Raw genomic sequence first — 21330 nt, forward strand, 5'->3', positions numbered from 1 at the left:
GCATTCTCTAGTCGCAGAATATATGCTTGCCGATCGTCTTGCGCTGCGGACGCGTCCAGATCCACTTGGAGGTAGCCGTCTCCGGATTGAAGTAGTACAGGCAGCCGTCGCTGGGATCCCAGCCGCTTAGAGCGTCCTTCACCGCTTTGTAAGCCGTCTCGTTAGGCGTCAGATAAATCTGGCCGTCGGCTACCGCCGTGAACGCGCCCGGCTGGAAGATGACGCCGGTGACCGTGTTCGGGAACTGCGAGTCTCTTACCCGGTTAAGAATGACGGCGGCCACCGCAACCTGTCCTTCGTAGGGCTCGCCCCGGGATTCGCCGTACACGGCGTTCGCCATGATCTTCATGTCCGCCGCGGTAATGCCCGCGTGGTTCGACGCCGGCAGCTCCTCGTTGCCCGGCGCGGCGGCGCCCGCATTGCCGGCTCCCGCTCCGGCGCCCGCTGTGCCGCCGCTGGACGGAGGAAGCTCTTCGGCCGTCGGCTTGTAATCCTTCGTCGCCTCCCAGAGCTTCAGCTTCGTCTTCCCGCCGACGACCCCGTCCGCCTTCATGCCGAACTTCCATTGGAACCATTTGACGGAATTCAGCGTCGTCGCTCCGAATTGCCCGTCCACCTTGCCGCTATAGTAGCCCAAATATTTAAGGCGCCCTTGCAGCTCGTAAATATCTTTGCCGGAAGCCCCCTGCTTCAGAATCGCGTTGCTGAAGGTTGTCTCCGAATGCCGCACTCTCTCCAGGGAGTAGAGTCCAAGCAATCCGATGACGAGACACACGGATAGAATAACCAACCGATATCTCACGTATAGTCACGCCTTTCCCTGTCATGTAATGAGCTTGGCCGAATGGCTTAGCCGCATTCATGAACATTAGTATGAGAAAGGGAATCAAGGCTTATTCAAGCGATTCGGGGGATAAAAACAACGGCACAGGGACGCATATTCCCTGTGCCGCCAGGCATCATGACGAGATTCGATTGTTGGCTTGGTACTGCTCGAGCGAGACGAGCACTTCGCGAGGCTTGCTTCCCTCGTAAGGCCCGACGATTCCGCGCGCCTCCATGGAGTCGATCAGCCTCGCCGCGCGAGTGTAGCCGACCCTCATTCTGCGCTGCAGGAGCGAGACCGAAGCCTGCTTCGCTTCGAGCACGATCTGGACCGCTTGATCGTACAGCTCGTCCAACTGCTCGTCCCCGCCCGCGTCCGCGTCTTCTCCGACCTCCGGCACGAGCTCCTCGTCGTAGATCGCTTCCGCCTGTCCGCGAACGTGGTTCACGACCGCTTCGACCTCGGCGTCGGACAGGAACGCTCCCTGCACGCGAATCGGCTTCGAGGAGCCCATCGGCAGGAATAGCATATCCCCTCGTCCGAGCAGCTTCTCCGCGCCGACCATGTCGAGGATCGTGCGCGAATCGACCTGGGAGGACACTCCGAACGCGATGCGGCTCGGGATGTTCGCCTTGATGACGCCGGTGATGACGTCGACCGAAGGACGCTGCGTGGCGATGATCAAGTGGATGCCCGCAGCGCGCGCCATCTGCGCCAGCCTCATGATCGCATCTTCGACGTCGTTGGCGGCAACCATCATCAAGTCGGCAAGCTCGTCCACGATAACGACGTAGTACGGAAGCACTCCGTCCGGATTGTCTCCGCTGATCATCAGGTTGTTGTAGCCCTCGATATTTCTCGTTCCCGACTTGGAGAACTTCTCGTACCGCTTCTCCATCTCGACCACGACCTTCTTCAAGGCGAGAGCCGCCCGTCGGGGATCGGTAACGACCGGGGACAGCAGGTGCGGGATTCCGTTGTATACGTTCAGCTCGACCATCTTCGGGTCGATCATGAGGAACTTCACTTCGTCCGGCTTCGCTTTATACAGGATGCTAGTGATGATGCCGTTGATGCAGACCGACTTCCCGGAACCGGTCGCGCCGGCGACAAGCAAGTGAGGCATGCGGGCCAGGTTGCCGACGATCGGCTGGCCGGAGATATCCCGGCCGAAAGCGATCGACAAGCGGGCCTGCGCGTCATGGAACGCTTGCGTCTCCAGCACCTCGCGAAGAGTAACGACGCTGACCTCGGAGTTCGGAACCTCGATGCCGATAGCGGACTTGCCCGGAATCGGCGCTTCCATCCGAATGTCCTTCGCGGCAAGGGCGAGGGCGATATCGTCGGTCAAGCTGACGATCCGGCTGACCTTTACGCCGACGTCCGGCTGAAGCTCGTACCGGGTAACGGCAGGGCCTCGCGCCACGTCGAGAACCTTGGCGCGGACGCCGAAGCTCTCCAGCGTCGCTTCGAGCTTGCGGGCCGTCTCCCGATTGTCGGCGATCGAGCCGCCTTTGCCGGAGCCTTGCGGCTTGCTCAAGAGATGCAGCGGCGGCAGCCGGTAAGGCTTCTTGGGTTTATGTACGGGCTTCGGCGGCGCAGCCGCCGCGGAGTCTTCGTCCTCGCCCGGTCCATGCGTCTCCGCGTTATGCGCATCCGGAGAGGGTGCCTCATGGTCATACCCGGAATCCGAATGCTCCTCGTCCGCGTATTCCTCCATGCCGTCATGCGGATACGCGTAAGGCCCGTCTTCCGCTTCCGCCGATGGTTCCGCTTCGTGGAGCGGGATATTCAGCGGATTATCGTCATATTCGTCTTCATGGGCCGGCTCCGCCGCCGCGGACGGCTGCGCCTCCTTCTCCTCTCCTCTAGTGAAGAGGCTCGAGAGCTTGCCCGTCGCCTTGCCGGGGTCCTTATCGGACTTCTTGAGATTAACCTTCGGTCCTTCGGCCGCATGATAGAGGATCGGTTCGTCCTCCCACTCTTCTTCCTCCGGCCGAGCGGCATTCGCCTCTCCGGGCTTGCCGTGAAAAAACTGGAAGAAGATCGGCTTCTTCTTCTCTTCCGAGGACGACGGACCTTCCTCCATCGGATCGTCGTCATCGGGCACCGCGAGCACGGGCTTGCTTTTCCTCGTTTCCTTAACGGGAATTGCCCTTGCGGAGACGGATTTGCGCCCCGTAGACAGACGAGCGACCAGAAGCGGCGCGAACCTCTTCAGGAGATTGCGGATCCCGCGAACCATATCCACGTAGGACTTGTTCGAAATAAGCATGAGCGCGATCGCGAACTCGATCAGCAGGACGAACTTCGAGCCGTAATTGCCGAATAGCCAATACAGGATCGAATATTGAATGGCGCCTACGAGGCCGCCTCCGATATCCATCTCCCAGATGCGGACGTCTTGCTCGACCGGCCCGCCCCAAATCTGGTCGTAGAGCTGATGCAGCGTCTGGCTGAAAATCGAATTCGGCGTCACCGCCCCGATCGGCCGAAGCCTCGAATCGATAAAGCTGATTCCGCTCCAGAGGGCCAAGGCGCAGCACAGCAGCACGAAGCCGCTTCTCCTCGACGTCCACCCCTTCGGCCAGGACCTCTTGATCATGACGTACAAGCCAAGCCATATGCCAACCAAAGCTAATAAGAAATAAAATTGCCCAAGCAAATAGCCGAACAGCTTGGATAACGAACGGCCTCCGGCCGCTTCCCCATACAGAGCGATCACAGAGAGGGTAATGAGGAGGATGCCGTAGATTTCGTATTTAAGGCTTGTTCTGGCCGAGGCCTTCTTGCGTTTACGCTTGGCCAAGCATGCCACCTCCCGACACAACATTATACCACAGTTGGTCGGGCTTTACATGATAGAGGAAGTTTGGTAATCGCTTGGGGCCAGCTCCCGCCGGCTTAGGGCTTCGGCCCCATAATAGATCAAGCTGCCGGGCGCATAGCTCGGATTCAGATACGTTTCGAGCGGAGCCGACACCAGCCGAACCAATCGGCCCACTCCGGGCGACAGCGGGGAGAGCAGCATCGTCATTCCCGTATGCTCGATCTCGATCAGCGGTCCGGGCCCGTTCTCCCATCCCTCCATCACTCTTTCGATCGGCATGCTCGTATAAAGAATCATGCTCCTCCCTCCCCTATGGCAGCCTCGACGCCGGCGGGAACGGGTTGCGAACCGATTGCGAAATTCGATGCCGCCTTGCGTTCGGCGATGCGTTTGTTAAGCTCCTTGAGGGCTTCGCCGATCCCGCCGATCTCGTCGATCAAACCGTCGTTGACCGCTTCTTGGCCGATGACCGTCGTTCCGATATCCCTGGTAAGCTCACCCGTCTTGAACATGAGCTCCTTGAACTTCTCCTCGGAGATCCTCGAATGGGACTTGACGAAGCGCGTGACTCTTTCCTGCATTTTCTCCAAATATTCGAACGTTTGCGGAACGCCGATGATGAGCCCGTTAAGCCGAATCGGATGGATCGTCATCGTCGCCGTCTCGGCGATGAAGGTATAATCCGCGGATACCGCGATCGGTACTCCGATCGAATGCCCTCCCCCTAGAACCACCGCGACGGTCGGCTTGGACAGCGAGGCGATCATCTCCGCGATGGCAAGCCCCGCTTCCACGTCTCCGCCTACGGTATTGAGCACGATGAGCAGGCCTTCCACCTTGGGATTCTGCTCGGCTGCTACCAATTGCGGGATGACGTGCTCGTACTTCGTCGTTTTGTTCTGCGGCGGAAGCATCAAATGCCCTTCGACCTGGCCGATAATCGTCAGACAGAATACGTTCGATTCCGCCGGGGGAACCGATACCTGTCCCAACTGGACCAAGCTCTCCGTAGCCGCTGCCTGCTTGCGCGCTTCCTCTCCCGTCGCCGGCTGCTCCGCCTTCGTTTCCGGCGTTGTTTTCTCGCTCATCTGTCTATCCCCTTCCCGTCCATGTCCTCGATATTTCGAAGATTGACATAGTATGGACGAAGGTTCGCCAAATATTCGGGCCGCCCGCGACCGAATCCGCGCGTTCCTGAGCGAGAGGGAGAAGCGGAATAAGGATATGCGCGCAAAAAGCAACCGCCCCTCTTCCGGTAAGAAGAGAGGCGGTTGCCCGTTGCTTGAGTGTGGGGTGTTGCAGATAAAGCTTATACTTCCATAATGATCGGCAGGATCATCGGTCTTCTTCTTGTTTGTTCGAATAAGAAACGGCCGAGCGAATCCTTGACGTTGGTCTTCAGAGACGCCCATTCGTTGACGTTCTCGCTCATAAGCTTCTGCAGCGTACCCGTCACGATACGGTTCGCTTCTTCAAGCAGCCCTTCGGATTCCCGTACGTAGACGAATCCGCGGGAGATGATATCCGGTCCCGACATGATGGCGCCGTCTTGCTTGGAGAGCGTAACCACGACGACGAGAATTCCGTCTTGCGACAGCAGCTTGCGGTCGCGCAGCACGATATTGCCCACGTCGCCGACGCCCAAGCCGTCGATCAGCACGTTGCCGGAAGGAATCTTGCCGGCCTTGCGAGCGACCCCGTTCTGGATCTCCACGGTGTCCCCGTTGTCCACCAGGAAGATGTTCTCCTTCTCGATGCCCACGGATTCCGCCAGCAGGCCGTGGTGACGAAGCATCCGGTATTCCCCGTGGATCGGGATAAAGAACTTCGGACGCATCAGGTTAAGCATCAGCTTCAGCTCTTCCGCGCTGCCGTGACCCGAGACGTGAACGCCCGTGACGGACCCGGGCCCGTAAATGACATGCGCGCCCAGACGCATCAGCTCGTCTACCGTACGGCCGACATAACGCTCGTTGCCCGGAATCGTGTTGGCCGAGATGATGACCGTATCGCCGGGGAGAATGTCCACCTTGCGATGCGTCGATCTCGCCATTCGGGTGAGCGCCGACATCGGCTCGCCTTGGCTTCCCGTCGAGAGGATCGCCACGCGATCCGCCGGGAGCTTGTTTACTTCTTCGGGCTCGATCAGCATGCCTTCCGGAATGTTCAGGTAACCCAGCTCGGAAGCGATGCTGACCATGTTCACCATGCTTCTGCCGATGACCGTCAGCTTGCGGCGGGTTTCCGCGGCGGCGTCGATGATCTGCTGAATCCGATGCACGTTGGACGCGAAGGTCGCCACGACGACGCGCTGCTTCGCGCTGCGGAAGATGGCGGTCATCTCCGAACCGATGCTGCTCTCCGACGGCGTAAAGCCCGGACGCTCGGCATTCGTGCTGTCCGAGAGAAGAGCCAGGACGCCGCGGCTGCCGATCTCCGCCATGCGCTGGATATCCGCATGCCGATCGTTCACCGGCGTATGGTCGAACTTGAAGTCTCCCGTATGGACGACGACGCCTTCCGGAGTCTCGAGGGCAATGCCGACGGAATCCGGGATGCTGTGGTTCGTCCGGAAGAAGCTTGCCTTGATCGTCCCGAATTGAATCTCCGAGTCGGGATCGATCAGGATTCGTTTCGTTTCGCCCAGAAGTCCCGCTTCCTTCAGCTTGTTCTCGATCAGGCCGAGAGTCAGCCTCATTCCGTACACCGGGACGTTCAATTGGCGCAGAACGTACGGCAGCCCGCCGATATGGTCTTCGTGACCATGGGTTACCAGTATCGCTCTTACTTTCTCGCGGTTCTCCGTCAGGTAGGTGATGTCGGGAATGACGACATCGATTCCGAGCATCTCCTCCTCCGGGAATTTCAGGCCGGCGTCGACGATGACAATGTCGTTGGCATATTGAACCATGTACATGTTCTTCCCGATCTCGCCGGCGCCGCCTAGCGCTGAAATGATTAATTTGTCTTGGTTGTTCTTCTTGGACAAGTCTAGTACCTCCTACATTAGTTCGACGATCCCGCTCCTATGGAATTGTCAAGTTGCAAAATATGGCCGCACCCAATCACTCATTGTTTATTATACATGAAGGGAAAGATTGAATTCAACCGCCGTTTCCGGCGTCCAATCCCCTGTGTATTCGAAGTTATAGGCAGAATGAAGCCGCCTTCATGCTTATTTATTATTCCGCGATAAGCTTGCGAATGAACTCCGCTTCTTCGTCGGTAGGCCCGGCAAGCGGGAGACGCACTCCTCCGACGGCGATTCCCTTCAGCTGAAGGGCATACTTGACCGCGACCGGATTCGGTACCGGATGAGGGCACTGGAACAAGCCTTTGAAGATAGGAAAAAGACGGTTGTTGAGGTCGACCGCATCTTTTACGCGGCCGTCGAGGTAGGCGGAAATCATCTGCTTCATGTCGGCTCCGACCAAATGACTCGCGACGCTGATAATGCCATAGCCGCCGACGGCAATCGTCGGGAGGGCAATCCCGTCGTCCCCGGAATAAACGGCGAAGCCTTCCGGAGCCCCGATCACCAGCTCCGTAATCTGCTCGATCGAAGCGCATTCCTTCGTCGCGACGATGTTCGGAATGGCCGCGAGACGAAGGGTGGTCGCCGCGGACAAGCTGGCGACGGTCCGGCTCGGGACGTTGTACAGAATGACAGGCAATCCCGTCGATTCCGCGATGGCTTTGAAGTGCCTGTACATTCCTTCTTGGTTAGGCTTGTTATAATACGGCACCACAAGCAATGCGCCGTCCACTCCGGCCTTCTCGGCAATCTTCGTCAGATGAATCGAATGATCGGTGTCGTTGCTTCCCGTACCGGCGATAATGCGGCAGCGTCCCGCCGCGCGCTCGACCGCGAAGCGGAACAGCGCTTCCTTCTCGTCGTCCTTAAGCGTAGGGGATTCGCCGGTCGTTCCGCATACGACCAAGCTGTCCGATTTCTGTTCTTCGATCAAGTAATCGATCAGACGACCCGTCTCTTCCCAATTGATCCTCAACTGCTCGTCGAACGGGGTTACCATCGCCGTAATCAGCCGTCCAAAGCTCATTGTCCTTCCTCCTCTAGGATGGTTCCGTCACTTGAATGAATTCTCTTTTCTGAAAAATACGCAAAGTCTAAATCTTGTCTATCCTTGTCTATTCATATAGCTCCCGCATAGGCTTACGCTCTCTGCCGGTTATAACACGTCGTTCAAACACGCAGCCGCATTCGGCGAACTCGCCCCTATCGGGTAGGGGCGAGATGCAGGCCGAACGCGGCGTGCAGCGCCTGCAGGGCAGGCACCATATCGTCTTCAGCCACCAATACCCAGATCGTCGTATTGGAGTCCGCCGATTGCAGAATGGGAATATTGGCCGCCGTCAACGCTTCCACGATTCTCGCCATGACTCCGGGCTCGCCGTTCATTCCGCCTCCGATGACGGAGACCTTGGCGCACCCCGAACGGACCCTCGCGCTGAACCGCATCTCTTCTAGAAGCCGTACCGCCTGAGGCGCGTCTTGATCCGTCACCGTATACAGCACTCCGGCAGGAGTGACGTTGATGAAGTCCACGCTGATCCCGCTCAGCGCCATCGCCCGGAATACGCGCAGCTGAACGTCGGACGGACCGTTATCGGTCTCCACCGCAAGCTGGGTAACCCCCTTGACGTGAGCCAAGCCGGTTACGGTTCGATCGGTCCACCCGCCTTGCCTGCGGACGGAATCGGCATGCGTGACGAGCGTTCCCAGCCCTTCCGAGAAGGTCGAACGGACGCGGACGGGCACCCCTGCCCTCATCGCGATCTCGACCGCGCGGGGATGGATCACCTTGGCACCGTTATAGGCCATGTTGCAGATCTCTTCATAACTTACCATGGCGAGCGGCCGCGCTTCGCTGACCATCCGCGGATCGGCGGTCAGGATGCCGTCGACATCGGTATAGATATCGACGATTCCGGCCGGAAGAGCCGCTCCCAGGGCGGTTGCGGAAGTATCGCTTCCTCCCCTGCCCAGCGTCGTGACTTCCCCGTCTTCCGTCGCGCCTTGGAATCCGGCGACGACGACAACCTTGTCTTCTTCGAGATACTCCAGAATTCTCGCGCTATTCACGTCGACGATCCTGGCAAAACCAAACCTGGCATCCGTGCGGATTCCCGCTTGGCCGCCCGTCAGGGCGACCGCCGGAATGCCTTCGCGATTAAGCAAGCTGCACAAAGTAGCCGCGGAGATCAATTCGCCGCAGCTAAGCAGCAGGTCCTTCTCTCGATCCGGCAAAGAATTGCCGTTCTGGGCTATCCAATCCAGAAGCGTATCGGTGGCGTACGGCTCTCCTCGCCTTCCCATTGCGGAGACGACGACGACAAGCCGGTGGCCCTCCGCTTTCTCGCGCCTGATATGACGGAGGACGTGCTGTCGACTGTATTCGTCCGACAGCGACGTCCCTCCGAATTTCTGTACGATGATCATCGCTCTCATCTTCCTTCCAGACAGCCAGAGTGGAAGTCCAAAGCAGCGAAGAGAGTCGAATCTTTATCCCTAGCGTTCAATATCATATGGCTCAAGCGTACAAGAATCGCTCGATAAGCATCGGTTGGAGCTGTTTGCCTTGCAGAGCCGCTTCGCAGGTCTCCATGACCAAATCCATCCTCGCCACGAGGGAGTTCGGCTTGGCCTGCGGATTATCCTGACCGAACGGAACGAAATAAATGTTCTTGGCGACAAGCAGCTTCGCGATGTTCGCGGCATTGAGGCCAAGTCCGTCGTTCGTCGAGATCGCGAGCACGAGCGGACGCAAATTGCGCATCTGCGCCTTGGCCGCCATAAGGACCGGGCTATCGGTCAACGCGTTGGCCAGCCGGCTGGTCGTGCTCCCGGTGCAAGGCGCTATGGCTAGCACGTCTAGCTTCTTCGAGGGTCCGAGCGGCTCCGCGTCTACGATGGATGAGATAAGTTCGTTGCCCGTTATTCGCCGCAGCTCGGATTGCCAATGCTCCGAGGTTCCGAAGCGCGTATCCGTCGTCATGATGGTCGAACTGACGATCGGAACGACGTTCGCGCCCGCATCCGTGAATCTCTGAATCTGAGGCAGCACTTCCTCTAGCGTGCAATGGGAACCGGTCAGCGCGTAGCCGACGGTCACTCCCTGCCAATTCATGGTTCATTCCCCCGTAGTCGTTGATCTTCCAGCAACATCTGGATAAGACCATTCGCGATAATTCGACCGGCAGTCTTCGGAGCGACGATTCCCGGCAATCCGGGAGCGAGCATTGCCTTGATTCCGCGCTTCTCCGCGAAGCGAAAATCAGTGCCGCCCGGCTTCGAAGCAAGGTCGATTATAACCGCGCGCAGGGGGAGTCCCGCGATCACCTGTGCTGTGACTATCATATTAGGTATCGTATTAAAAAGCAAGTCGATATTCCCCGCCTGACGCGCCAAATCCGCCATATAGAAGGGCTCGAAGCCCATCTCGAACGCCCTTGCGTAAGTCTCCGCCCGCCGTACTCCGGTCTTCACGCGAGCGCCCAGAGCTTGCAGCGTCCGGGCCATCGTCAGGCCCGTTCTGCCGAGTCCGAGCACCATGCAATTGGAGCCGTGGATGGTGATATCGGTATGCTGAATCGCCATCATCAAGGCGCCTTCCGCCGTCGGGATCGAATTGTAGATGGCCACGTCGTCCCTCTCGAACAATTCGACAAGCCCGAGCTGATGGCTGGCGCATAGCTTCTTTAAGTACCCTTTCGCCATGCCGCAATAAATCCGGCAGGCCGGGGGCAGATTGCCGATGAACGCTTCGGTCAGCTTCAACTCCTTATCGGTAAAGATCGCGGAGATCGTCCCGTCGTCCTCCGTCCCTACCGGAGGCAGCACCAGCGCATCCGCGTTGCGCAAGGCTTCCTCGGTCCACTCCGCCTTCGTTACGCCCGGAAACGGAGTATCCAAGCGGTCGAATCCGATGATCGTCACCGTCGCGTCAAGCTCCGTCAGGCGGCGGATGACCTCCAACTGCCGAGCGTCGCCTCCCGCGAGAACAACGTTCACTCCCGTAAGCATGACGTTCCTCCCTTCAAGCCGCCAGTATCGCAGCACATAGCTATCTTATGCGTCCGCCCATCGCCGGGTGCGCGCTCTTCCAGACAACAAGAGCCGCGCTCCCTCCTTTATCGGGAAAGAGCGCGGCTCTCGATTATCGCGGAATCCAATCTTATTCGAATTAGCGGCCGGTACGGAATTTCTGGGCGTGAGCCCTCGCGTCGTCGACGCTGGTCACGCGGTTGCGGCTCCATTCCAGCAGAATCCGGTCGATGTAGCGGAAGTGAAGCTTGCCGGCGAAGACGGATTCCTTGAGGGCGAACAGAATCAGCTCGTTCGGGTACCCGTCGTTGTCCATCCAGCCGTTGATCGTCTCGACTTCCATCGGAGTGAGCGGACGCCCGAACTCCTGCTCGAAGACGCTGAACAGATTGGGCTCGGCCGTCGCCGCGGCCGGAATCGGCCGGTCGGACCCTCGCCTCGGCGCGGAGGAATCGTCCGGCTCCGGTCCGCCTAAAGGCAATTCCCCGGCCGCGAGCAGCGCGGCGATCTTCTGGTACAAGCCGTTTAGATTGTATCTCTCCGCTTGAACGCCGGTATTCGGATCCACGACCTCGTCGATGCTGACGAAGCCGTTCTTGACCAGCTTCTGCATCGCATGGCCGATTCCGTCCGGAGAAGCGCCGAGCCTGACTTGCAGCTGCTCCATCGTCGGGAATTCATTCTGCTCGAGCTGGCGGTACGCCATAAGCTGAATGATCATCATGCACTCCGTATCCGTCAGTTTCAAGGAGCGATAACTGCGCAGAAGCGCATAAGGCAAGCTGACAGCGCCGTCCGTATACGCGGCGGCCAAACCTTGCGCAAGCGCGTTGCGATCGTTCAAGGACAAGGGCTCATCTCCTCCTTACGTAGTTGACGCGCCGTAACGACGCTTAAGGCTCTCTCGTCTATTCGGCTTTCAGAAGGCTGTACGTATCGCGAGCGATAAGCAGCTCCTCGTTCGTAGGAACGACAAGCGCTTCGACCTTCGAGCCGTCTCTCGTAATCCGGCGAGTCTCGTCGGAGCGGACCTGGTTGCGTTCTTCGTCAAGCTCGACGCCCAGGAACGTCAGCCCTTCGCATACCTTCTTGCGGAGCGGGGCCGAATTCTCGCCGACGCCTGCCGTGAACAGGATGACATCGAGGCCGTTCATGGCCGCCGCATAGGCACCGATGTACTTGCGGATGCGGTAGGTATACATCTCGAACGCCAAACGGGCCGACTCGTTGCCTTCCTCCATCGCTTGAACGACCTCTCTCATGTCGCTGCTGATGCCGGAGATCGCCATGAGTCCGCTATGCTTGTTCAGCATGGAATTCACTTCGTTCAAGGTCAGATCCTCTTTGCCGATCGTATAGGGTACGATAGCCGGATCCAGGTCGCCGCTGCGCGTCCCCATCATGAGTCCCTCGAGCGGAGTCATGCCCATGCTCGTGTCGAACGATTTGCCGCCCAGAATCGCGGTGCAGCTGGCCCCGTTGCCGATGTGGCAGCTGACGATCTTGAGCTCTTCGATCGGCTTGCCCAGGAACTGCGCCGCCTGCTTGCTCACATAATCGTGCGAAGTGCCGTGGAAGCCGTAGCGGCGGATTTTATGCTTGTTGTAGAGCACCATCGGAATAGCATATAAATAGGAAGACTTCGGCATCGTCTGGTGGAAAGCCGTGTCGAAAACGACCGCCTGCGGAACGTCCGGCAGGTTCGCCTCTACCGCGAGTATGCCCATCATGTGCGCCGGATTGTGAAGCGGAGCCAAATCGAACAGCTTCTTGATCTCCAGCTTCACGTCCGCGTCGATGAGCACCGACTGCTTAAACGACTCCCCGCCGTGAACGATCCGATGGCCGACCGCTTGAATGTCGTTGATGGATTTAAGCACGCCGAACCGTCGATTCGTCAGCATGTCCAGCACCTTGCGAACCGCCGTCGTATGCTCCAGAATCTCGCTGACCTCGCGGACCTCCGGCTTCCCTTCCACCTCGTGGGTGAGAATGGAGGAGTCCATGCCGATCCGCTCGACCCTTCCTTTGGCCAGAACGGACTCGTCGACCATATTGTAAAGCTGATATTTGAGGGAGGAGCTTCCCGCATTGATGACTAACACGTTCATTTAGAGGCGGCCCCCGTCCTTATCGTATTGGAAAAACCCTTCGCCCGTCTTGACCCCGAGCTGACCCGCGCGCACCTTCTTTTTGAGCAGGATGGAGGGTCTGTACTTGAGCTCGCCGTATTCCCGGAACATTCTCTCCAGGGCGGCCAGTACCGAATCGAGTCCGAAGCGGTCCGCCATCTCGAGAGGCCCGTGCTCGAACTGGTAGCCGATCCGCATGGAAGCGTCGATATCCTCCGGCGAAGCGACCCCTTCCTCCAGAAGATGGAGCGCCTCGTTGATTAGAAGGCAGATCAGCCTTGTCGTGACGAAGCCCGGCGATTCGTACACCATGACGCCCTTCTTGTTCAGTACCCGCTCGACGAAATCCTTCGTCTGCTGGAACGTCTCGTCCGACGTCTGCAGCCCGCGGATGATCTCGACCAGATCGATGCGGAGCGCGGGATAAACGAAGTGCATGCCGATGACCCGCTTCGGACGGTTCGTCTCCGCGGCAAGCTCGGTCAAGCTCAGCGTCGACGTATTGCTCGCCAGAATGGTATTCTCCGGAAGGATCGCATCCAACTGGGCGAAAATCTGCTTCTTGCTCTCCAGCTCCTCCGAGATCGTCTCGATGACGAGATCGCACTCGGCCAAATGCTCGAGCGACGGCTCGGTATGTATGCGATTAAGAATTAATTTCTTCTCGGCTTGGGTAATCGCCCAGCGCTCGATCTGTCGATCCAAGCTGGCTTCGATGGCTTGCATGGCCTGCTCCAACCGCTCGTGCGTCTTCTCCGCCAGATGCACGTCCAGTCCCTTGACGGCAAGCATCTCCGCGATGCTCTGCCCCATCGTGCCGGCGCCCACGACTCCAATGTCACGAAACATATGATTCCTCCACCCGTGAATCTCTATTTTTCTCTAGTAACGCTTCATGGCTCCCTTCCATCTTATCATATTCGACCATCTTCACGAAATCGACGAAGTCAAGGAGATCTCGTTACATATCTTTGAAAAGAATGCCTTTCGTGATCGAAATTACATACAGCTGCTCCAGCAAGAACGAGTTCTCCTCTTCCGTCCCGACAGACAGCCGCAACCATCGATCGAGCCCCCAGCCGTGGCCGGGGCGAACGATGACGCCGCGTTTGAGCAGCTCCTCGTAGACGACGCCCGCTCGCTCTCCGATCTCGGCAAGAACGAAGTTGCTCATGCTCTCCACGTACGGAATCGATAACCGCGCCAATCCTTCGTACAGCTGTCTCCTTCCTTTTTCGTTAAGCCGGCGAGAGGCTTCGATGTGCTCCTTGTCTCCTAAAGCGGCCAGGGCGGCCGTCTGCGCGAGAGCGTTGACGTTAAACGGTTCTTTAACGCGAAGGATCGCTTCCATGATGCTCTCGGACGCCGCCGCGAAGCCCACGCGGATTCCCGCTAGCCCGTAAATTTTGGAGAACGTATGCAGCACGACGACGGGGTAACCGGCCGCGATCAAATCCATCCCGTCCGTATAGTCCGCAGCCGAGGCAAAATGCGAATAAGCGGCATCGATGACGAGCAGCACTCCTCGGGGCAACCGGTCCAGCAGCCTGGTTAGCTCCGTTCTCGGGAGGTACGTGCCCGTAGGGTTGTTCGGCGAACAGAGATAAACGAGCTTGGTTCGTTCGCAGACCTGCTCCAGGATGTCGTCGACGGAGTAACGGAACCCTTCGCGAAGTGGAACCTTAACGATAGCGGCCTCCATCAGAATGGCGCCGAATTCGTATTCGCTGAAGGTCGGGGAAGGAAGAACCACCTCATCGCCCTTCTCCAGATAGGCTTCGGACAGAAGCTTTATGAACTCGTCGCCGCCGTTCGTCGCGATAAAATGGGATTCCGGCAGCCGATAATGCTTCGACAGAGCGCCCACCAGCTTGCGCGCGCGATCGTCCGGATACCGGTGAAGCTCAGGCAGCAGTTCCCTCATGGCTTCGAGCGCCTTGGGAGAAGGCCCGAGCGGATTCTCGTTGGAAGCCAGCTTGACGATTCGGTCGAGACCGTATTCGCTTTGCACTTCCCATATAGGCTTGCCCGGCGTATAGGGCGTCATTCGGTCAAGCGCCGCTCTCGCGGAGATGGGATTCGGATTCGGGTTCGGATTCGGTTGCATGGTCATCGGTATCGGATCCTTTCTATTCGAAAATCTGGTTAAAACCTTCATCACTATAACTCGATAATATAGTAATGCGTTAATTTAGTAAAGTGTCAATGTAAAAAAGCGCGGTAGCCTGGATGCCACGCTATCCGGCTCGGGGAATCGTTTCGTCATATCCGCTTGCTCACTCTTTCCGACAAAACGCAAAATGGCGGCTAAGGGAATCAGTCCCTATAGCCGCCATTCCGGTATTGACGCTTACTTCAACGAGGAAGCCGCCTGAAAAATCTCGTTCACCTTCGTTACCCACTGCTCGGTGTACTTCTGCTCGACCGACCATTGCACCATGACGACGGACTCCCCGGGCTCCAGTTCGATATCCAGGGCGCCAGCCGCCGCGTTCTCCCGGCCGTAAGGATAAACCTTGACCTCCCGATCCAGCACGACGGCGAGCACCTGCCGGTTCGACGACGTATAAGCGTCGCGCGCCGATGGCTCGAGGCTGCGAATATCGTTCCAATCGATCGCGAGGGAATTGTCGCGCGCCACCGATTCGGGCAGCTCGAGGCTGCTCTCCTCTTCCGTTGTCGTATTCAGCGCGCGGAATTCGGACGAGCCGCGATAGACGGTCCCGATCCAAGCGCCCGCTTGGCGGACGATGGACCACTGCTCGTTCCCGGTCGGCGAAGCCTCCGTCTCGCTATCCTGGTTCAGTACCTGCTCCAGAGTCGTATGCGGCTCCGTCGCAGGGTCAAATGGAATGCCCATCGATTCGCTTAGCTGTTTGACGCTCTTCACGAAGCGGAATTCCGAACCGCCTGCTCCCGAAGTCGAACCGACGGCCTCCGGGGAAGCCTCCTGAGCGACCGCGACGTACTCATGTCCTACGTAGAGCAAGCGCTCCGAGCTCAAGCCTTCGCGCATCGGCGCTTGTTCCGGCACGGCAAGCAGCTTCTTGCTGCTGTACGCTTCGTAAGCGGTAATGTTCTGCATCGACGAGCTGCCGTCATCCGCCGTGCCGTCGAGAAGCCAGAACGATTGGTTGTAAGGCATCACGATGCCTTCGCCTTCCGCGGCGACCTCCAGCTTCTCCTCCCCTTCCGGGGCTACGAGCAACGTGCGGTAGGAGCTGACGGTTCCTCCGTCCGGCGTGTCTACGTCCTTGCGAAGGCCGATCAGCATGGCCGTCTCCAGCGGCTCTTCTTTCTTGGCGAGCTCGGAGACGCTCATCTGCGAAGCCGAAGAGGGCTCGTTCAACCGATTCGCAAGCCATTGCTCCTTGCCGGCTCCCGAATCGGACCATTGCCAGATTCCCAGTACCATGGCGACGATCAGAACCGCCGCCGCGCTCCCGACCGCCCAGAAGCCGCGCGGACGAGAGCGGCGGCCGGGACGGTCGAGATTCGCCTCGATCCGCCTGCGCAAGCGCTCGTCGAAGCCGCCTCCCGGGAAAGGGCCGTCGGCCAGCTGCTCCCTAAGCTCTTTATCGGTTGGATCCATGATCGTTCTTCTCCTTCAACTTCGATAATTTCTTGCGGGCGTGGAACATGCGCGACTTGACCGTTCCTTCGGTTACGTCCAGCATATCCGCAATCTCTTTGAGGGTTAACTGATTATGGGCGTATAAAATAATGACCTCCCTATACTTGGCCGGCAGTTGCAGGACCAGCTTCCACATGTCGCTTAGCGCTATGTTCTCCATGACTTCTTGTTCGGCCGACCGCCGTTCCCCGGTTTCTCCCACCCAATCCGTCAGCGTCACCTTGCGGAAAAACGCCGAGCGCTGGAAGTCTATCGCCGTGTTGCGGGTGATCGTGAGCAGCCACGTCTTGACCGAAGCGTCGCTTCGGAAGCCGTGCAGGTTCTTGAACACTTTGATGAAGACTTCTTGCGTGATATCGTCGGCCATTTCCCTCTTGCGGGTGATGCTATACGCGTAGTTCCATACTTCCCGTCCGTAAGCGGTCATCAGATCGCTAAGCAGCGCTTTCTTGTCCGCGTGGTCGGTCATGTATTTCAAATAATCGAAGTTCGCTTCGGAATTCAAAACCGTCCCACCTCTTTGTTTGACGATACGATTGCTCTATCGGTTCACTAAATCTAAAATAATTCTAAAATTTTTATGAAGTCGATTAAGATAATTGCGTTATTCTCTATTTATGCTAACACAATTTTCCATCGCTTGGTTGCGAGCCGCAGGAAAAAACCATTAATATTTGACGATTTAAACCGACTCGAGGTTCCATTATCCCGCAAAATTCCCGAATATAAAACAAGCGCCTCCGTCCGCGTGCGATCGGAAGCGCCAAATTATTCGAATTTACGCGGCGACAGCTTTAAGCTGTTGCCTTAATTGTTCGCCGGACAGCGTCTCTTCGCGGATTAAGATGTCAAGCATCTTGCGGAAGGTGTCCATATGTCCTCCGAGCAGGCTTCTCGTTCTCTCGGTAAGCTCGTCGAGAATGGCGGCGTTCTCCTCCGCCCATTGCTCGGTCGTGATCGCTTGCGGATGAACGATGCCCAGGCTCGACATCCCGGATTCGATCAGCGTGCGGGCGATATTCGTCGCTTGCTCGAAGTCGTTGCGCGAGCCCGTGCTTCTTCCTCCGTAATTCAGCTCCTCCGCCACCGCTCCGCCAAGGGCGATCATGATCTGCTCCTCCAGGAATCTCTTCGTATAGAGATAGCTGTCCTGCTGCGGATTGTGCCGGACGTAGCCGAGCGCTTGTCCGCGAGGCGTAAGCGAGACTTGAGCGACGCTGCCGGGCCGAACCGTCTCCGCCACGATCGCGTGTCCGAGCTCGTGCAGGGCTACCCGCTCCCGCTCTTCCTTCGTCGTCTCGCGATCCATCCGCTCGCCCATCATGACCTTATCGATCGCCTGCGCGAGGTGGGACGCGAGGATCTCTTCACGGTTGTCCCGCATCGCGTATATCGCCGCTTCGTTCATGACGCTCTCCAATTGGGCTCCCGAGAAATTAAACGTCTCGTCCGCCACCTTCGCGAGCGACACATCCGAAGCGAGCGGCTTGTTGCGGGCGTGAAGCTTAAGGATGTGTTCGCGGCCGGACTTGTCCGGAAGGTCCACCTGGATGTGCCGGTCGAACCGTCCCGGACGCAAGAGCGCGGGATCCAGCAGCTCCTTGCGGTTCGTCGCCGCGATGAGCAGGATGCGCGGAAACTCGCTGCCTTGAATGCCGTCCATCTCCGTCAACAATTGGTTCAGCGTTTGATCGTACTCCCGATGCTGGCCGCCATCCCGCTTGCCGCCGATCCCGTCGATCTCGTCGATAAAGACGATGGCGCTGTTCAGCTTCTGCTTGGCCGCTTGCTTGCGAGCCTCTTGGAACAGATCCCGAATGCGGCCGGCGCCGACGCCGACATACATCTCGACGAACTCGCTGCCCGATGCGGCAATGAAGGCCGAGTGCGTATGCTGGGCGGCAGCCTTCGCAAGAAGCGTTTTCCCCGTTCCAGGAGGGCCCGTTAGCAGGATGCCCTTCAAGGGACGAATTCCGAGCTTCGAAATCCGGTCTTGCTTGACGAGAAAGTCGAGAGCTTCCGTCAGCTCCCGTTTCGCCTGCTCCTGCCCGCCGATATCGTCGAAGCTCAGCGTCTGCGGAGCTCTGGACGGAGCTTTCTTGGCCGCGGCGCCCATCGCCAAGCCGCCTTTGGAGCGGGCAAGGAACAGAAGGCCGGCAACCAGCAGCACGCCGAGAAGCAGCGGCATGGCCGGCAAGCCGGAGAAGATCAGAAAGATAAACAGAATGGGGAGAAATCCGACGGCGATCTCTTTGCCGTAGTTACGCAAGTTACGCATTCGGCCACACCCCCATCTCCTGGGCCTGGCGAGGAAGAATGACGTACTTCGCCGCGTCGCCCAGCTTTAGGCTGACGTAGACGTTCGTGTCATCCATCTCGGTGACGGCGGTCAGACCCGGGACTTTCTTCGCCAGCGAATCCATCGCGTCCTGAACGCCGGAATATTCCCGATGTTCCATCGATTCGGCAACCCCGAACAGCGCCGATCTCCAAGCCTTCTCCAATTGTTCGTTCTCAGGCTCGCTTACGACCAGCTCCAGTTTCTTGCCGCCGATCGATCCGGAGCCTTCCGTTTCCACTTTATGATAAATATCCGCCAGGTCCGCGTCCGATGACAGCTCCAGCTTCAGAACGACTTTATTCACGGAATTGCTCGTTTCTGCCGATACCACTCCGGGCAGCGAGGAAGCTACCTTCTCGAGCGGCTTCTCCACTCCGTAATGTCCGTAAGCGTACCATCCTCCGAACAGCAGAGCCGCGGACAAGACGGCAGTAATCGCAACCGGCAAGATTCTCAATTTCATACCGCAATGCCCTCCTAATAGGTACGTATTATTAGTTGTATATCATGGAATCCATACTCTATGGCGACAACTTCGTACAACAAGAATTATATCATGATCGGATGGACAATTCGTCCGCTAATGGTTGGCAGGACTGCCAGCGGCATAGCCTCGAATAAGAAAAAACCAGAGCCGCGGCAGCTCTGGCTAATTCGATTCATGGTTATTTGCCCGGAAGATCGTACGTCTTCAGGTGCTTTCCCGACTGGAATTGATAGAAATCGATCGCTTGCCTCTTCGTTTCGGGATCGCTGACATAGCGAATCTCCCATGCCGGTTGATTCTGGAACCATCCGGGGAGAATTCGCACGATGTTCGTCCCTGGATGCTGAAGCCGGAATTGGGAGACGATCTGGTTTTCATTATAGCCGCCGGAGAGCTTCTCTTTGACGACTTCGTTTGCTCTCTCCCAGACCATCCACTTCTCCCCTTGCTCATCGGTCCCGGCAACGACCCATACGGTTTCTTCCCATACGTGCTTGTACGTTCCGTCGATCTCCTTAAGGCCGGCTTCCGTCTTCGCTATTCGAATCGCTTGGCGCTCTTCCGCGGTATAATCGGAATCCGCCGATCGAACGTAGACGAAGAAAGCGACGCAGAGGAATACAAGAAAGCCGATGATGAGCAGAGCCCAGCGCCAAGGGGGAATCGCATGCGATCGGCGTCGATTCTCGGTTCGGCTCAGACTCATGTTCATCCGCGAAGCCTATCGAAGCAGCGCTGCGCTTCATATCGAATCCGTTCGACGTCCAGCGTCAGCAATTCGCGATCGCGAAGCAGCTGCTTCCCGTCGACCCACACGTGGGCCACGTCTGCGCCGGATGCGGCATAAACGAGATGGGACACGTAATCTGTCGCCGGCACGAAGTGCGGCTTGCGAATGGAGACCCCGATCAAATCGGCTTTCATGCCGCTCTTAAGCATCCCCGTTACGCCTTCGAGACCGAGCGCCTTGGCTCCGTATACCGTCCCCATCCGCAGCGCTTCCGCCGCGGGAACGGCCGTCGGGTCGCCGGAGACGCCTTTGTGGAGAAGCGCGGCAAGGCGAATCTCTTCGAACAGGTCCAGGTTGTTGTTGCTCGCCGCGCTGTCCGTTCCCAGAGACACCGTTACGCCCGCGCGAAGCAGCTCCGGCACGCGGGCGACGCCGCTCGCCAGCTTCAGGTTGCTCACCGGATTATGGGATACCGCGACGCCGCGTTCCGCCAGAAGGGCGATCTCCTCATCGGTCAGATGCACCGCATGGGCCACGAGCGAAGGTCCCGAGAACAGGCCAAGATTGTCGAGATGCTCGACCGGACGGGTACCGTAATCCTTCACGTTGGCGGCCACTTCGGCGGCCGTCTCCGACATGTGGGTATGAAGCGGCAGATTCAGCTCGCGCGCGGCGGCGACGATCCGTTCGATGTAATCCGGCGGGCAGGTATAAGGGGCATGAGGCGACATCATGACTTGAATGCGTCCGTTCGCCCCTCCATGCCACCGCTTCGCGAAGCCGACCGCTTCGTTCAGCTTCGCCGTCTGCACGTCCGGCGGACACAAGCCGATGACTCCGCGGGCGAGCGTGGCGCGCAATCCCGACTTATCGACAACCTCGGCTACCCGGTCCATATGATCGTACATGTCGAGGAAAGTCGTCGTGCCGCTGAGAATCATCTCGGCGGCCGCCAGCGAGGTTCCCCAATAGACGTCGTCTCCGGTAAACTTGCCTTCCATCGGCCACATGTGGTTTTCCAGCCAGTCCTGCAGCGCCAGATCGTCCGCCAACCCTCTTAAGAGGGACATCGCCGCATGACCATGGGTATTGATAAGACCCGGCAGGAAGAGGTGCCCCGTTCCGTCGACTTTCTCCGATGCCTGGTCGCGGATCTCCGCCGGAGCCTCTCCTTCGCCCATCGCCGAGATGACGGTTCCTTCAACGGACAGCCACCCTTTCAAGATCGGCTGCTCCGGATTCATCGTTACAAACAACCCATTCTCGATTAACCAACGCGTCATT

At 58.2% G+C, this 21330-nt stretch carries 19 protein-coding genes; all 19 read right to left on the minus strand.

From position 1 onward, the window contains the following. Positions 1-7: 7 nt before the first annotated feature. The 19 genes from sleB to H7B67_RS14595 all read right to left on the minus strand — a co-directional run bounded on the left by sleB (position 8) and on the right by H7B67_RS14595 (position 21329). A complete protein-coding gene (sleB, locus tag H7B67_RS14505; protein WP_185120567.1) occupies positions 8-802 on the minus strand; it encodes a spore cortex-lytic enzyme in 795 nt (264 codons plus the stop codon). A gap of 157 nt (positions 803-959) precedes the next feature. Then, entirely contained in the window at positions 960-3635 is a 2676-nt protein-coding gene (locus H7B67_RS14510) for an FtsK/SpoIIIE family DNA translocase (RefSeq protein ID WP_245363622.1), read from the minus strand. A gap of 45 nt (positions 3636-3680) precedes the next feature. Continuing rightward, on the minus strand, positions 3681-3953 hold the full coding sequence (locus tag H7B67_RS14515) for a YlzJ-like family protein (RefSeq protein ID WP_185120569.1): 273 nt from the start codon (positions 3951-3953) through the stop codon (positions 3681-3683). Then, entirely contained in the window at positions 3950-4744 is a 795-nt protein-coding gene (locus H7B67_RS14520; RefSeq protein WP_185120570.1) for a ClpP family protease, read from the minus strand. The genes H7B67_RS14515 and H7B67_RS14520 overlap by 4 nt, the downstream gene beginning before the upstream one ends. A gap of 221 nt (positions 4745-4965) precedes the next feature. Continuing rightward, entirely contained in the window at positions 4966-6645 is a 1680-nt protein-coding gene (locus H7B67_RS14525; protein WP_185120571.1) for a ribonuclease J, read from the minus strand. Positions 6646-6838: 193 nt separating this feature from the next. Beyond that, positions 6839-7717 carry a 4-hydroxy-tetrahydrodipicolinate synthase gene (gene dapA / locus H7B67_RS14530; protein WP_185120572.1) on the minus strand — a complete coding sequence of 293 codons (879 nt, stop codon included), beginning with the start codon at positions 7715-7717 and terminating at the stop codon, positions 6839-6841. A gap of 176 nt (positions 7718-7893) precedes the next feature. After that, positions 7894-9117 (minus strand): aspartate kinase, encoded by a 1224-nt coding sequence (gene dapG / locus H7B67_RS14535; RefSeq protein WP_185120573.1) that lies wholly within the window; start codon positions 9115-9117, stop codon positions 7894-7896. A gap of 91 nt (positions 9118-9208) precedes the next feature. After that, entirely contained in the window at positions 9209-9805 is a 597-nt protein-coding gene (locus H7B67_RS14540) for a dipicolinate synthase subunit B (RefSeq protein WP_185120574.1), read from the minus strand. Then, positions 9802-10701, minus strand: a complete 900-nt coding sequence (dpsA, locus tag H7B67_RS14545; RefSeq protein WP_185120575.1) for a dipicolinate synthase subunit DpsA — start codon at positions 10699-10701, stop codon at positions 9802-9804. The genes H7B67_RS14540 and dpsA overlap by 4 nt, the downstream gene beginning before the upstream one ends. A gap of 160 nt (positions 10702-10861) precedes the next feature. Then, the gene (locus tag H7B67_RS14550) at positions 10862-11572 is read right to left on the minus strand and encodes a DnaD domain-containing protein (RefSeq protein ID WP_342592517.1); all 711 of its coding nucleotides are present in this window, start codon (positions 11570-11572) and stop codon (positions 10862-10864) included. Positions 11573-11630: 58 nt separating this feature from the next. Continuing rightward, a complete protein-coding gene (locus H7B67_RS14555; RefSeq protein ID WP_185120576.1) occupies positions 11631-12833 on the minus strand; it encodes an acetate/propionate family kinase in 1203 nt (400 codons plus the stop codon). Next, positions 12834-13703: a 3-hydroxyacyl-CoA dehydrogenase family protein gene (locus H7B67_RS14560; RefSeq protein WP_185120577.1), complete on the minus strand. Its 870-nt coding sequence runs from the start codon at positions 13701-13703 to the stop codon at positions 12834-12836. 112 nt (positions 13704-13815) lie between these two features. Continuing rightward, entirely contained in the window at positions 13816-14967 is a 1152-nt protein-coding gene (gene hisC / locus H7B67_RS14565; RefSeq protein WP_245363624.1) for a histidinol-phosphate transaminase, read from the minus strand. Between the two features lie 237 nt (positions 14968-15204). Continuing rightward, on the minus strand, positions 15205-16446 hold the full coding sequence (locus H7B67_RS14570) for a hypothetical protein (RefSeq protein ID WP_185120578.1): 1242 nt from the start codon (positions 16444-16446) through the stop codon (positions 15205-15207). Then, complete coding sequence (locus tag H7B67_RS14575) at positions 16430-16993, minus strand: RNA polymerase sigma factor (RefSeq protein WP_245363626.1); 564 nt, start codon at positions 16991-16993, stop codon at positions 16430-16432. Before H7B67_RS14575 ends, H7B67_RS14570 begins: the two co-directional genes overlap by 17 nt. A 273-nt stretch (positions 16994-17266) precedes the next feature. Then, a complete protein-coding gene (locus H7B67_RS14580) occupies positions 17267-18757 on the minus strand; it encodes an AAA family ATPase (RefSeq protein WP_185120855.1) in 1491 nt (496 codons plus the stop codon). Between the two features lies 1 nt (position 18758). Then, positions 18759-19292 (minus strand): hypothetical protein, encoded by a 534-nt coding sequence (locus tag H7B67_RS14585; RefSeq protein ID WP_185120579.1) that lies wholly within the window; start codon positions 19290-19292, stop codon positions 18759-18761. A 202-nt stretch (positions 19293-19494) separates the two neighbouring features. Next, positions 19495-20028, minus strand: a complete 534-nt coding sequence (locus tag H7B67_RS14590; RefSeq protein ID WP_185120580.1) for a cell wall elongation regulator TseB-like domain-containing protein — start codon at positions 20026-20028, stop codon at positions 19495-19497. Continuing rightward, positions 20025-21329 (minus strand): amidohydrolase, encoded by a 1305-nt coding sequence (locus H7B67_RS14595; protein WP_185120581.1) that lies wholly within the window; start codon positions 21327-21329, stop codon positions 20025-20027. The genes H7B67_RS14590 and H7B67_RS14595 overlap by 4 nt, the downstream gene beginning before the upstream one ends. Position 21330: the final 1 nt, after the last annotated feature.

It is taken from the genome of Cohnella thailandensis (assembly GCF_014212135.1).
Lineage (GTDB): Bacteria > Bacillota > Bacilli > Paenibacillales > Paenibacillaceae > Cohnella > Cohnella thailandensis.